Here is a 13,162-nt window from a genome sequence, read left to right on the forward strand (position 1 = left end):
CTGCAGGCGGCGGGGCTGGAAAAACCTGGCAAAGCCCTGCCGCAGCCGGATCGCGCCATCCTCCTACGGGGTCGGGGTGCCAAACGCCGCCGCATCCACCGGCGCGATGGCCCGGAATGCCGGGCGTGCAAACAGGTAGCCCTGCATCAGGCGGATGCCTGCATCGCGCAGAAGATCGCGTTCTGCCGGGGTCTCTATGCCCTCGGCAATCACCTCGATGCCCATCTCCTCGCACAGCCGCACCAGGTTGCGCACGATGGCCTGGCGGGCCCGGTTCGTGTCGACATGGCGGACGATGTCCATGTCGATCTTGATGATGTCGGGCTGAAAATCCGCCAGCAGCTTCATGCCCGCATACCCGGCGCCAAAATCGTCGATGGCCGTCCTGAAACCCAGGCGCCGGTACTCGCGCAGGATCTCGGCGAACCAGGGCCCATCTTCGATGCGCTCGCCCTCGGTCACCTCGAAGATGATGTTCGTGAGTGGGAACCCGTGCACCCGCGCAGCCTCCAGCGTGGTGCGTATGCACAGCTCGGGCTTGTAGATCGCGTTGGGCAGGAAGTTGATGGACAGCGGCACCGCCATGCCCAGCTCGCTTGCCCCCTTGATGGCCTTGACCCTGCAGGCCTGGTCGAAGCGGTAGCGGTTGGCCTCGGTCACCTGCGACAGCACGGTCATCGCGCCTTCGCCGGCCGGGCCGCGCACCAGCGCCTCGTGCGCGTACACCGCACGGGCCTGCACGTCCACGATGGGCTGGTAGGCGTATGTGAACTGAAAGCCCAAGCGCTCGCCCCGTGCGCATGCATCGCAATCCTCGCGGGTACCGGCCAGGGGAATGAATCCCGTCGGAAAAGCCGGGCCCGCGGCTGACAGTTGCTGTGCATGCATAGCAATGATTGTGTCAGCATTGCTGTGCTGCGCGGTCAGGGCTTGCCGATACCCCTCGTCGGCAACGCGCGCCGCCACGCAATCGTGCTGGGCTGTCGCGCGCTTGATTTCGCTTCAGGCGTACTGCGCCAGCCCGTGGCCAAACGACCAATTCTCCTTGGCCACTTCCACCAGGCTGATGAACACATCTTCGGGCCGCACGCCCGGGTTCTCGCCCAGCAGCTGCGTGACGCGCTGGTACAGCGCCTTCTTCTGCTCCAGCGTACGCGTGTTGTTGGCGGTGATCTGGATGAACACCAGGTCGTCGCTGCGCGCCACGCCCATGTAGGTGGGGCTGTGGCGGAAGTTGGCGGCATCGTGCTCAGTGATGACCATGAACTCGTCGTCCTCGGGCACATTGAAGGTCTCTCGCATGGCGCGGTACAGGCTGTCGCAAAGGGCCTGGCGATGGGCCTCGGGCTTGCCGGCGCGCAGGGCGATGTGGAGCAGGGGCATGGGAGTAGGGCGCTGAAGGTTGAGGTAGTTCCATGCTATTCATCACGCTTCGTTATTGCAATTGATAACAGAGATAATAGTTGCATATGGCAAAAGCCAGCCTGCATCCACCGCCGCCGCCCCAGCAACAACAGCGCCCGCTGGACCTCGACGCCATCGAAGCCTTCGTGCGCATCGCCGAGCTGGGCAGCTTCACCCGTGCGGCCGATGCCATGCAGACCACCCAGGCGGCGGTGAGTCTCAAACTCAAGCGCCTGGAAGACCGCCTGGGCTGCCGCCTCATCGAACGCACGCCGCGCCATGTGGAACTCTCGGCCCGCGGCGCAGCCTTCCTCGACCCCGCGCGCGAACTGCTCGCCGTGCACCAGCGCACTCTGGCCACCTTTGCCGAGCAGGCCGAGCGCGAGCGCATTGCCATCGGCATCAGCGACCACGTGGCCGGGCCCGACCTGCCCGCCCTTATCGCCCGTATGAACGCGCACGACCCGGGCCTGGTGATCGAGATCCGCATCGGCTCGTCGGGCGAGCTGCTGCAGGCCTACGACCGGCGCGAACTCGATGTCGCCATCCTGCGCTTCAGCGCGGGCCGCAGCGACGGCCAGGTGCTGGCCGAAGAGCCCTTCGGCTGGTTTGCCGCCCCCACCTGGCAGCACCGCGCGGGCGAGCCCTTGCCCATCGTCACCCTGGCCGAGCCGTGTGGCGTGCGCGTGGTGGCCAGCCGCTTGCTGGACGAGGCTGGGGTGCCCTGGCGTGAGGAGTTTGTGGGGGGCGGGGTGGCTGCGGTTTCTGCCGACGGCATCGCAGGGCTGGGTGTGGCGGCACTGGCGTCGCGCATGCTGCCGTTGGGCGCGGTGGAGGTGGGCGCGCGGCTTGGCTTGCCGGCCTTGCCGCGGCTGCCGGTGGTATTGCACTCGCGGGTGCGGGGTGGGCGAGGTAGGGAGGCTGTGGGGGTGTTGGGGGCGGTGTTTGACGGAGCGCTAGCTCAATAACCCTTGGATAATTTAGAGAAGTCAAGCAAGATATGCGCAGCGTGCATGATCCAGATGAAATCTAGTTTGATAAGCTGGTTGATTGTATTCAATGACTGGGTATCATTGGTCGTCATGATTTGAATTTATGTGCATTTTTCTGCTGCTCAAGTATATTTTTATAATAAGGATGAAATTTATGATTCATCAGGGTTTTTGAATTGGACTTTGCCGGGATTTTTTCTTGGAGTGACTGCTTGTGTTTTGGATTTGATTTTTATAAATAAATTTGAGGTGTACTCTCATGCAATTTACAGAAGAAAATATCGCCGCAATTTTTGGCCATGAAGCAGCTGAAGATGAGGATGTAGATAGACTAAAGTCTTACTATCTTAAGGGGCACACTTTTAGCCAGGTTTCAAATGATCTTCCATTGAGAGTGTTGGTAGGTCACAAGGGTATTGGGAAATCAGCTCTTTTCCGGATTTCAATGGAAGAGGAACGATTGCGTGGAAAAATGTCCGTTCTCATAAAGCCGGATGATATAGCTGGTATTGGCGATAAAGAAGAGGATTTCCTGAAGCTAATACGGGAGTGGAAGCAAGGCATAGTGGAAATTGTTGCAAGAAAAGCGCTTGTTTCTTTTGGGTTGCTATATGATGGTGTTCGTGGTAAGTTAAATGAGTATGGGGGGAGGTTGATTGATTTTTTGCAAACCACGCTAAAGGCTAAAAATTATGCAGATTTGAAAGAGTCGCAGCAGTTGATTTTAAAGGATTTTCTTTCAACGGGTCGAATTTATATTTACTTGGATGATTTGGACCGAGGGTGGCAAGGTCAAAGGGCTGATATTAGAAAAATTTCGGCTTTGCTGAATGCTGTTAGAGATATATCATCGGACGTTAAGGGGATATCGTTTCGAATTAGCTTAAGGTCAGACGTTTATTATTTGGTTAGAACCTCGGATGAGTCGACGGATAAGATTGAAGGTTCGGTTATATGGCATTCATGGACAAATCACGAAATTCTTTCTCTGTTGGCAAAGAGGGTTGAGCAGTTTTTTGGACGCCATCATGAAACGCAAACTCTTATTTCGCTAAGTCAGCCAATTTTGGCTACAAAGCTGGACTCTGTGATGTCTCGATCGTTCAAGGGGAAGGGAAGTTGGTCGGACATTCCAACCTATAGGATGCTGATGTCCTTAATTCGAAAGCGACCGCGCGATCTTGTTAAGTTGTGCACCCTTGCTGCGAGAGCGGCGCGAGAGGATGGTTCGGAGGTTATTTCGACAAATCACTTCAATAGAGTTTTTGAAGAATACTCTCAGGGGCGACTTCAAGATACAATAAATGAATACAGATCTGAATTGCCGGATATTGAGAGACTCTTGTTTGGAATGCGGCCTTCGAAGCAGGAAAAGCGAGCATCAATTGGCTATTCATATGCGACCGATGCGCTGTTGAAAAAAATAGAAAATATTCAGCAGTCGGGTGTTTTTAAGTTCGCCAACGGCAAGGCCGCCGACCGTCAGTCGCTGGCTGCATTTATGTATAAGATTAATTTTTTGACGGCTCGGAAGGAGGATGGTGATTTTATAGTACGGCGATATTTCGAGGAGAGTAGGTACTTGTCTCAAAAGTTTGCTGACTTCGGATTCGATTGGGAAGTTCATCCTGCCTATCGATGGGCTCTTCAGCCAGATAATGTTACGGATGTTCTTATTCATATGAAGCCAAGCGCGGAATGATCTTTCGAGGCAGATAGTAGTCCGCGAGAGTAATAAGAGTTCCCGTGGCAGGAGCCCTCACCGCCATCGCGCTGGCCGTGGCAATCCACCTCACCGCCATGGCCGCCTGTGCACTGGCCATGGGCATTCGCGTGCGCAGCCTGTTGTTTGGCGTCGGCCCGGTATGGCTTCGGCTGGGGCCGGTGCATCTGCGGGCCCTGCCGGTGGCCGGCAATGTGGTGTTGAAGGACTCGCGGGTGGTGGGCGACGATGGCGACGGCGAGGTGCTGGACCCTGCCGGGTTCAGTGATGCCTTCAACCACCAGCCCCTATGGAAACAGGTGCTGTTGCCCCTGGCGGGCCTGGCCGCACTGGTGGCCATGGGCGTGGGCATTCTCGGGGCCGAGGGGTGGGCGGCCTTTCTGCGCGGGTTTATGCAAGTCGTGCTGGGCGCGGTGTCGCCGCTGGACCAAGCGCAGGTTTACTTGCGGTCGGTCCAGGTGTTTGTGGGCAACCATGGTTTCGTGGCCACCCTCGGCTTGGTGTGTGCCAAGCTGGGGGCGTTGAACCTGCTGCCCCTGGCCACCTTCAATGGCGGGCAGGCGCTGGTGAATATGGTGAAGCGGGGCCGGCCCGAGGTGGCGTGGGAGCAGGCGTGGGGTCAATGGAGCCTGTGGTGCAGCCTGCTGTTGCTGGGGGCGTGGGTGGTGGCGTTTGGATACCTTGTTCTGCCCTGAACGGCGGTAACGCATTTGCTGGCGGCTGGAGCTGCATGTCCTCGCCGGCATCTGAACCAGGCTGGAAGCGGGCCGCTCTCATCTTGATGCTGTCGGTGAATGGTCTTTGATTTCAATGCCAAGGCGTCAATGGACCGGCTTCGTCATCCGCCGCGCTCGGCGAGCGCGATGGCATTCCCATCGCCCCGGTCATCGTGAACGAGAACCCTGGCTGGAACCGGGTAGCTCCAGCCGCCGGCCTTCCACCAGCATTCGGCGAACCAGGCCTTCGCGGCGTTGGCCGACAGGTACAGGCCTCCGTAGTCGTCGTCGGTGAAGTAGCGTGCATCAAACCGGTCCATGCCATCGAACCCGCAGGCGATCTCAAGGGACTGCCCGGCAAAGATGGATGCCTTGTCCAAGCGGTCCACCCGGTTGTCCGGGCCGGTGAAGTAGATCCAGGTCTCCGGTGCGGCCTCGCCGTCTTCGCTCAAGAAGATCTGCACCTCGGCTTCCCTCACGGTGGCGGGCACAGGCCGGGCAATGAGCATCCTGAGCTCGGCAATGAGGTGCGGCGCGGCCCGATCCAGACAGCGGCGGTAGCGAGCGAGGAACTGTGCAGGGGCAAGGCCGAAGGGAACCATGGTGGCGCAGCATACCCGCTCCTGCTTTCAGGCCGTGCAGATGCCGTCAGATTGGCAACAGGAGCAACCGCGAAGCACACCTTGGATCATCCGCATCCGTGACCATCAACAGCCGCTGCGCCCCATCCAGCGCAATGCCCTCGACCTTGGGCGCTCCGTGCAGTGGCGCGATGCGCTGCAGCACCCCATCCGCACCCACCCAGCCGATGGCTGACGCGACGCAATCACCGTCGGCATAGCTGTCGTCCGTGTTCTCGGCCACGGCGCTGAAGATCCACCCGCCTTCTCCGCCCGGCAGGGCCGCGCCCTCGGTGAAGCCCAGGGGCACGCCGTTCACCGTGCCCAGGTCGAGCAGGGCGGTGCGCAGCGCCGGCGGTGGCTCCGCACGGGTGCCAGCCAGCCAGTCGAGCAGCGGCGCGAGAGGGTAGGTGATGCAGGCATTGCGCGCGTCGCCCTTGTTGCCGCGCTGCAGCAGGTGCAGTTCATCGCCAGCGGCGAAAGCGCCTTCGATGTTCAGGTCGGCAAACCCGCGCGCAAGGGCGCATACCGAGCGGCCAGGTGCTGGCCGAACCGTGCGGCGTGCGCGTGGTGGCCAACCGCTTGCTGGATGAAGCCGGCGTGTCCTGGCGCGAGGCGTTCGTGGGGGGGGGCGGGGTGGCTGCCCGTGGTTACCGGACTGGGCATGGCGGCACCGGCGCCGCGCATGCTACCTCTGGGGGCGGTGGAGATGGGCGCGCGGTCGGGGCTGCCGGTCTTGCCGCGACTGCCGGTGGTGTTGCATTCGCGGGTGCGGGGTGGGCAGGGTAAAGCGACTCTTGGGGCAAGCGTGGCGGTGTTCACGAAGGTGGTTCATTGTTGGATTTTTACTCTGAACGATGTGTAAGCTAGGTATTTCTTCTGTTTGTTAGATACGGTACCTCGTTGGTCTTTAATGGTTATTCATATTTTATCGATAAGAAAATGCTTGGAGTTTATTGAGTAGTTTTTTTGTTTGTAGTCAAAATCTAAGTAGCTGAATGCTATTTCGCATTCAATGATTTGGTTTGAGAAGTCGTGCGTCCAATCTGATATGCCTTTTGCCAGCATAATTTCGTTGTGCTTTTCTAAAATACGAAATAAAGGAGAGCTTTTGCTGCAAACATGAGCGTCAAAATCATCTGCTTGAAAATCATAGTTGACTTGTATTCTGGCGATTCCATCTATTTTTATAAGATCGATGTTTTCATCTACGTAGGTTTTGAAGTTTTCTATTTCGCAAGTTGCAGATATTTTTTTGAAACTGATTGTGTGCAGTCCTGTTATTTCCATTGTTATGAGTGAGTCATCTTTCTCTAGAGCATCTTTTATTGAATTCTCCAAAATAGATTTTTTGAAAAAATTTAAATTTTGAGACTCGTGTGATTTGAGCTTGAGGGATGCGAAGAGCGTTGTTGATGAAGGTGCGACGAATATATTTTTTGACCCGTGTACTGGATTTAGTTCAATCGGTGCATCCAAAAATTTTCCTTGGATTTCTTTTTTGCCGTGTGCGCCTGGCACCTTTTCTTGAATTGCACAAAAATCGTTTACATTTTCAGTCAAAAGCACAAGTGATTGCCCTTCTGGTAAATTTTTTGAATACTCAAGTAGCGATTTTATTATCAAATAGTCTTTGTACCCTTTTTCTTTTGTTTGATCGCCGAAGGGGGGCTTTTTTTGATAGATTGCCTGAATTATTTCGGCGTGGCTTGTTTTTGGATAATCTATCGTAATTATATCGTTGGTCTTTAGAAATTTCTTTATTCGGTTGGTGAACAATTTTTTGGCTTTTGTTGAGTCTTTTAATTTATCGCCATTGATTTTTTGAGCGCCAAATTTATCAAGCTCTGCTAGGGCCTTATTTGCCACATTGAGCGCTTCGTTATATTGAATTGCATAATTGCCTATGATTTCCTCCAGGGCAACCGCCGTTATGCATATATCCAGATTATAAATATCTTTTATTCTCATTAGACGATTTATGCCTTTCCCGGAAAAATGCCAATTTTTAATAAGGATATTCGCATCTATCACTACTGTGCTAATTTCTTCGAGTGCTTTCATTTTGTGTAAATTAATTATGATTGACGCTATGTGAAAAATTGCTACTTTTTAGAAAATGCAAGTCGAGCAAAAATATGTCTATTTTCTGATGTGTGTTGTATTAATCGCATGGGTGTCGAATAAACTATTATTCGGATTTCGATTTTTTTACTTCCCATCCGTTTGAATAGTAGTCGTACATGCAGGCCAGTTTACGAAATGGCGTTGTACTGGGATTTCTGGGTCTGAAAACTTCAAAGTTTTTCTTTAAAAAATCCTTAATTACTGGGAGGTCGAAATCTTTCTTCTTTAGATAGGCTAGGTAATTCGCTGCCCTTCCCGCCGGGAAACTATCCACTATCTGTAGTGCACTAAATCCAACTGCATCCCTAGTAAACGCCTTTTTGTATGAAGATGTTGTGTAATGCTCATGCTGGAAGGGCATGTAATTATCAAGATCGTAGTCAGATGATTTGTAAGATTTTTGATTGTCTATTCCTGCATCTTTCAAATATTTGAATATCGGTATGAATTTGCTTGGGATGCCGATTATGGGTGTTGTATCTCGTAAAACACATTGGGCATCAAATTGATTTTTTTCAAACAGTAAGTCCTCGAATAAGTCGTAAGCATTTATTGCCTTGTAACCTATTGCTCCTGCTCTTTCGGCTGCAACACCTACGCCTATTACAAATTCAACATCATCTTTCTTTGTTATGGTGTTGGCGTCTACGACGTACATTTTGCCTTCCACGTCAGAGCTTTTGACTAATTCGTATAATTGCTCTTTGCAGTAACGCAAAATTCGGGTGGGTATTTTTCTTTTGACTGCGTCGAGAGCCTCATAGACCGGTAAAAAATTATCAGATCGAATTATTGTAATTGGAAGATTGCCATCATCAAGAGCCATGACTGTCTTTGCATAGCTTGGATTTTCACCGTGCGCTCGTTGAATGAATATCAAGTTTTCACTAAGCTTGTCTAGTTTTTCTTGGGTTAGGACGCTTGCAATCGCTCTCAAGAGAGATCGAATATTTTTGTCGGCTAGGGAGTACCCAATAAATACCATCGGGTGCTCCACAAAAAGGGTTATTAATTTAGAGGCAAGATAAGGATTCTTTGCATAAAAATCCGTATAGTCTTCCGCCGTTAAGACTAAAGAGTGTGGCCGATCTGCGCCGCCGTGAATTTTGTAAATTTCTCCAATTGATTGTGGGTTGGAAAATAATAGCTCATCTTGACCTACATAGACTTTGTAGTCTGGATATAATATTTCAGCCAAATTGTCCCAGTTGGTTGTTATAATTCCTTCGATATTTAGATTTCTCAAAGCCTCTACTTCGGCTGCCAGTCCATCAACAAAATTCAATTGTGTTGATGTAAGGGACGCTATGTAGCGGCAAATTTCAAATCGGAGGGCAGAGGTTTTGTCTTTGGAAAATCCTTGATAGATGCTTCGACTTTCCTTGTATTCTTCCAGCTTCCACCAGTCTTCATGTAGATCATGAGCCATCAAACTTGCCACCTGAGGAAGATCCTGACTTGCCGTAGATAAGTAATATTCAAATTTTTCCGCGGTGCAAAACTTTGCAGCAATTGCTTCCAGTCGGGAAGATTGAGGTATCTTCTGGAAAATCCGGATCCTACGAATAAGAATGGTGCGGCTGGTGCTTTTCTGAAGCTTTCTGTTAAATACTCGCGAATTTCCATTTTTACCCTCTTTGTTTGTATTGGCGAATTACAATATTACATTTAAATTGGTGCGGGGGTGGGTTGATCAGAATATCCCGGCTCGATGCACGGTGGTTAAATAATTATTGACATCTTGAGTGTTTATCAATTAGTGAAGATGCGAGTGCATGCTGCGTTGTGATGCACGCGCTTTCAGCTGGGAATGTACGGCGTTGTGGATGATGCTGTGGCTAGGCTTCACCATATGTGTGCGTTTCGGCAAGTGCGCTTTCTCAAATTGAACTATTTCGAAGAAGAGACGTCATCGCCACTGGCACTCGCCAACGCGAGCGGAGGAGCAACTTGCTATATCCGGGCCACTAAGAAGCAGCGGTAGATGTCGAAGTGCACGGCGATTTCGTTTGGGGACGGTGAACTTACGGCTACTGTCGGTGGCCGGCAGTGTGGCGTTGAAGGACTCGCGGTGGAGGACGAAGGCGAGGGCGAGGATGTGTTAGACCCGCCGACTTCTACGATGCCTTCAACCATCCTGTGTGAAAGCAGGTGCTTGTACCTCCGGCCCGCGCGGTCGCTCTGGTGGCCTTGGGCCAGGGCGTCCTCGGGACCCATGGATGGGCGGCCTTCCTCCGCGGGTTTGCGCAGGTGGTGCTGGGCGCGGTGTCGCCGCTGGACCAGGCGCAGGCGTACCTGCAGTCGTTCCAGGCGTTTGTAGGCGGGCACGGGTTGATTGCCATCCTGGGCCTGGTGTGCACCAAGCTGGGGGCGTTGAACCTGCTGCCGCTGGCCACCTTCAATGGCGGGCAGGTGCTGGTGAACTTGGCCAAGCGAGGGCGGCCCGAGGTGGCGTGGGAGCAGGCGTGGGGCCAGTGGAGTTTGTGGGCCAGCCTGTTGTTGCTGGGGGCGTGGGTAGTGGCACTGGGGGCGTTTGTACTGCGTCACTAGCGTGACGGGTTGGCTGTTTCCTGGCCGGGCTCTCGGGCGGGTGCTGGCGTGGGGTGGCTTGGGCCGTCAATCCGACTCAGGTCGCGGGCGCCGCCAGAGCACGCCAAGGTCTCCGTCCACAAAGCCCAACGCCACGGCATCGCCCCGTTGCAGCATAGGCCCCAGGGTGGGCGATGCGAGGCCAGTGCGCACCAATGCTTCAACCTGGGCCAGGCAGCCCTCCCAGCCGGTGCCGGAGAAAGCGACGGGGATGTCCAACTGCCGCTGGCGGGGCGTCCACACTTCGTCGCAGGCCCAGTCGGGGTCGTCCTCGTCGAAGACCGCGGTGCCCACCAACTCCACGGCGAACTTCACCCCGGGCGCGGCGGCGGGCTCCAGGAGGTTGAAGGCAAAGGCTTTCACGTCTGGTGGTATGGCTACTTCTGCCAGGGCATGGTGCAGCCAAGCATGGAACTGTTCTTCGAAGGGCATGTCTTCGATCATCGGTCAATCCAGTTCGACCACCAATAGCCGCGACGCCCTTGCCGGATCATCCGCATCCGTCACCATCAACAGCCGCCGCTCCTCGTCCAGCGCAATGCCCTCGACCTTGGGCGCTCCTTCCAGGGCAGCCATGCGCTGCAGCACCCCATCCGCATCGACCCAGCCAATGGCCGATGCCACGCATTCGCCGTCGGCATAGCTGTCGTCCGTGTTTTCCGCCACGGCGCTGAAGAGCCAGCCGCCCTGGCCGGCGGGCAGTGCCGCGCCATCGGTGAAGCCCAGCGGTACGCCATCGACCGTGCCCAGATCGAACAGGGTTGTGCGCAGCGCCGCAGGTGGTTCCGCAAGGGTGCCGCTCAGCCAGGCCAGCAGTGGGGCCAGCGCGTAGGTGATGCAGGCATTGCGCGCATCGCCCTTGTTGCCGCGCTGCAGCAGATGCAGCTCTTCATTCGCAACAAAGGCGCCTTCGATGTTCAGGTCGGCAAACTCAGCGCGCAGAGGCGTGTACAGCGCAGTGAGGTCCACCACCTGCGCCGCGCCAGCGGGGCGCCCCGCAGCGTCGAGTGCGATGGTGACACCCCGTTGCCGCTGGGGCTTGGACCCGGAGCCGAGCGCCAGCAGGGCCCCGTTTGGATGTGCGGGCGAGGCTGGCAGCAGCACCAGGGCTTCGAGATCGGGCTTGCGCTTCTTGCGTGCGCCGGTGTCTGCGGGCAGATCACCCGGAAGGATGCGGTGCAGTTGCACGAGGGGTGCCTGCGACTGTGGTTGCACTGCAGCGGCGGCGGCGGCGGCGGCGGGCAGCAGGCCCAGGTGGTGCTCGTCGTCGGCCACCAGGTAGAGCCATGCGCCCACCCGCACCAGCCCGCTGGCGGCGCTCAGGTGCGGCTGGCCGCGCGGGTGGGCGGCGGGGTCGAGCAGCAGTTTCTGCAGGTGGGTTGGCGTGAGGTGCATGGCGAAGGACATGATAGGAGCTGGGAGAGGCACCAAGGCCATTTCCATGGCATCTGCCTGCCCGAAGTGGGCTAGGATTCCGAGCATGGCAACACCAAATCACAGAGGAGGGTGCATGAAATTCCCAACCATGGTCCTGGCCGCGGCGGCCGTGCTGGCACTGCCGGCTTGCAGTTCGACCGAGGTCGTGCGCGCGCCGGTCGAGGCCACCATCGGCCAGCAATTGATCGACCTCAAGAGCGCTTTCAACAACGGCGCCCTGAGCCGCAGCGAGTACGACAGCCAGCGCCGCCGGCTGATCGACAGCGTGAAGTGAGTGAGGACCGCGCCATGACCATGACAAAGAACAGCCAACGGATTGCTTTTGCCATCGCCTTCAGTGCCTGCCTGGCCTCGCTGGCTGGCTGCGTGAGCAGCAGCACCTCGCGCGTGACCGTGCAGGAGGGCGTCAAGTTCTCCAAGGGCCGTGAGCTCGACGACCTGGTGCGTGCTTACGACGCCCATGCCATGACGCGCAGCGAGTACGAGGAGCTGCGCCAGGTGATCATGAAGCGCCCCAACTGAGCGGCGCGCCACGTGGTCCGTCCGCAGGCCACCCACCCCTGGCCCACGCTCCCATGCAGCCCCGCCTGAGCCTGGAACATCGGGTCGTCATGCTGGCACGGGCCGGCGATCTGGACTTGGTGGATGGTGCGCGCGTGTTCTCCCCGTCGGAAAAACCGGCGGCAAGGTGCCTGGGTGAACTGCTTCGGGATTTCGACTACATGGCTTCGGTGGAGTTCGAGGCCGCGTGTGCGGGAAAGTCTGCCGCATACCGGAACGTGCTTGCGCGCAAGCTGTCTGGCGCCGAGGCGAAGGCACAGAAGCGCTCAGAGTTCTACGACGCGGTGCAGGATTTCCGGCGTTCGGACCGGGTGCTCACATTGCTTCCCGAGGCGGCGCAAGCCACGCTTCTTGCCCTGCGGCACGAACTGGAGCAGGTCGCCGGGCGGGCATCCTGAGCCTGCGTCCTCAGCGGCCCGCCATGCGGTTGGGGCCATTTGGCGTGGGTCTTGCTACCATGCAAGCAAGACCCCCAACTTGCGCAAGGCGTACCACTCTATGCCGCTACCGCCCGTCCTCGACCGTTTTCTGGCTGCCCAGGAGCCCGTGTGGGAGCGGGTGCTGGCCGAGCTCAGGGCCGGCAAGAAGCGTTCGCACTGGATGTGGTTCGTGTTTCCCCAAATCAAGGGCCTGGGCCATAGCGACATGGCCACGCGCTATGCGATCCAGTCCCGTGCGGAGGCGGTGTCCTACCTCGCGCACCCCGTGCTCGGCACCCGTCTGCGCGAGTGTTGCACGCTTCTTTTGGGGCTGGGCACCTCATCTGCCCATGAGGTCTTCGGAACGCCTGACGACCTCAAGCTGCGCTCCAGCATGACGCTGTTTGCCGAGGTGGCGGGGGCTGGCAGTGTCTTCGAGGACATCCTGGCCAGGTACTTCGACGGGGAGAAGGACAGCCGTACGCTGGAATTGCTCGGCTGAGCGGCGTCCCTGTTTCTGTTGCACCCGTGCTGCCCAGGGGCGCGCGTCCTCAGGGGCGCAACGGGTCCGTTC

At 56.4% G+C, this 13,162-nt stretch carries 16 protein-coding genes; 8 read left to right on the plus strand and 8 right to left on the minus strand.

Going from position 1 to position 13,162, the window contains the following annotated elements; all coding sequences use genetic code 11:
• Window positions 1-63: 63 nt before the first annotated feature.
• Both ACK59X_RS12560 and ACK59X_RS12565 read right to left on the minus strand, forming a co-directional pair.
• Window positions 64-888, minus strand: a complete 825-nt coding sequence (locus tag ACK59X_RS12560; protein ID WP_409957657.1) for an EAL domain-containing protein — start codon at window positions 886-888, stop codon at window positions 64-66.
• 114 nt (window positions 889-1,002) lie between these two features.
• Window positions 1,003-1,383 (minus strand): tautomerase family protein, encoded by a 381-nt coding sequence (locus ACK59X_RS12565; RefSeq protein ID WP_409957658.1) that lies wholly within the window; start codon window positions 1,381-1,383, stop codon window positions 1,003-1,005.
• Between the two features lie 86 nt (window positions 1,384-1,469).
• On the opposite strand from ACK59X_RS12565, the gene ACK59X_RS12570 reads away from it, so the two are divergent.
• The 3 genes from ACK59X_RS12570 (at window position 1,470) to ACK59X_RS12580 (ending at window position 4,814) form a co-directional block, all read left to right on the plus strand.
• Entirely contained in the window at window positions 1,470-2,372 is a 903-nt protein-coding gene (locus ACK59X_RS12570) for a LysR family transcriptional regulator (RefSeq protein ID WP_409957659.1), read from the plus strand.
• A 283-nt stretch (window positions 2,373-2,655) separates the two neighbouring features.
• A complete protein-coding gene (locus tag ACK59X_RS12575) occupies window positions 2,656-4,098 on the plus strand; it encodes a P-loop ATPase, Sll1717 family (protein ID WP_409957660.1) in 1,443 nt (480 codons plus the stop codon).
• A gap of 44 nt (window positions 4,099-4,142) precedes the next feature.
• A complete protein-coding gene (locus ACK59X_RS12580) occupies window positions 4,143-4,814 on the plus strand; it encodes a site-2 protease family protein (protein ID WP_409957661.1) in 672 nt (223 codons plus the stop codon).
• A gap of 143 nt (window positions 4,815-4,957) precedes the next feature.
• Here the strand turns inward: ACK59X_RS12580 and ACK59X_RS12585 are convergent, their stop codons facing one another.
• The 4 genes from ACK59X_RS12585 to ACK59X_RS12600 all read right to left on the minus strand — a co-directional run bounded on the left by ACK59X_RS12585 (window position 4,958) and on the right by ACK59X_RS12600 (window position 9,023).
• Window positions 4,958-5,437, minus strand: coding sequence for a hypothetical protein (locus ACK59X_RS12585; protein ID WP_409957662.1), 480 nt, complete (start codon window positions 5,435-5,437; stop codon window positions 4,958-4,960).
• 46 nt (window positions 5,438-5,483) lie between these two features.
• The gene (locus tag ACK59X_RS12590) at window positions 5,484-5,954 is read right to left on the minus strand and encodes a DUF6910 family protein (protein WP_409957697.1); all 471 of its coding nucleotides are present in this window, start codon (window positions 5,952-5,954) and stop codon (window positions 5,484-5,486) included.
• 422 nt (window positions 5,955-6,376) lie between these two features.
• Window positions 6,377-7,519: a PIN domain-containing protein gene (locus tag ACK59X_RS12595; RefSeq protein WP_409957663.1), complete on the minus strand. Its 1,143-nt coding sequence runs from the start codon at window positions 7,517-7,519 to the stop codon at window positions 6,377-6,379.
• Window positions 7,520-7,646: 127 nt separating this feature from the next.
• Window positions 7,647-9,023, minus strand: coding sequence for an SIR2 family NAD-dependent protein deacylase (locus ACK59X_RS12600; protein ID WP_409957664.1), 1,377 nt, complete (start codon window positions 9,021-9,023; stop codon window positions 7,647-7,649).
• 710 nt (window positions 9,024-9,733) lie between these two features.
• On the opposite strand from ACK59X_RS12600, the gene ACK59X_RS12605 reads away from it, so the two are divergent.
• Window positions 9,734-10,132, plus strand: a complete 399-nt coding sequence (locus ACK59X_RS12605) for a hypothetical protein (RefSeq protein WP_409957665.1) — start codon at window positions 9,734-9,736, stop codon at window positions 10,130-10,132.
• A 66-nt stretch (window positions 10,133-10,198) separates the two neighbouring features.
• On the opposite strand, the gene ACK59X_RS12610 is transcribed toward ACK59X_RS12605, so the two are convergent.
• Window positions 10,199-10,615: a hypothetical protein gene (locus ACK59X_RS12610; RefSeq protein ID WP_409957666.1), complete on the minus strand. Its 417-nt coding sequence runs from the start codon at window positions 10,613-10,615 to the stop codon at window positions 10,199-10,201.
• 3 nt (window positions 10,616-10,618) lie between these two features.
• Window positions 10,619-11,566: a DUF6910 family protein gene (locus ACK59X_RS12615; RefSeq protein WP_409957667.1), complete on the minus strand. Its 948-nt coding sequence runs from the start codon at window positions 11,564-11,566 to the stop codon at window positions 10,619-10,621.
• 115 nt (window positions 11,567-11,681) lie between these two features.
• Here ACK59X_RS12615 and ACK59X_RS12620 point away from each other — a divergent pair, with 115 nt between their 5' ends.
• The 4 genes from ACK59X_RS12620 (at window position 11,682) to ACK59X_RS12635 (ending at window position 13,090) form a co-directional block, all read left to right on the plus strand.
• Window positions 11,682-11,882, plus strand: coding sequence for a hypothetical protein (locus ACK59X_RS12620; RefSeq protein ID WP_409957668.1), 201 nt, complete (start codon window positions 11,682-11,684; stop codon window positions 11,880-11,882).
• 14 nt (window positions 11,883-11,896) lie between these two features.
• On the plus strand, window positions 11,897-12,130 hold the full coding sequence (locus ACK59X_RS12625; protein ID WP_409957669.1) for a hypothetical protein: 234 nt from the start codon (window positions 11,897-11,899) through the stop codon (window positions 12,128-12,130).
• A 53-nt stretch (window positions 12,131-12,183) separates the two neighbouring features.
• Window positions 12,184-12,567: a hypothetical protein gene (locus ACK59X_RS12630; protein ID WP_409957670.1), complete on the plus strand. Its 384-nt coding sequence runs from the start codon at window positions 12,184-12,186 to the stop codon at window positions 12,565-12,567.
• Between the two features lie 100 nt (window positions 12,568-12,667).
• Entirely contained in the window at window positions 12,668-13,090 is a 423-nt protein-coding gene (locus ACK59X_RS12635; RefSeq protein WP_409957671.1) for a DUF1810 domain-containing protein, read from the plus strand.
• Window positions 13,091-13,162: the final 72 nt, after the last annotated feature.

Origin of the sequence: Acidovorax sp., assembly GCF_046339755.1 — a bacterium.
GTDB lineage: Bacteria > Pseudomonadota > Gammaproteobacteria > Burkholderiales > Burkholderiaceae_C > Acidovorax.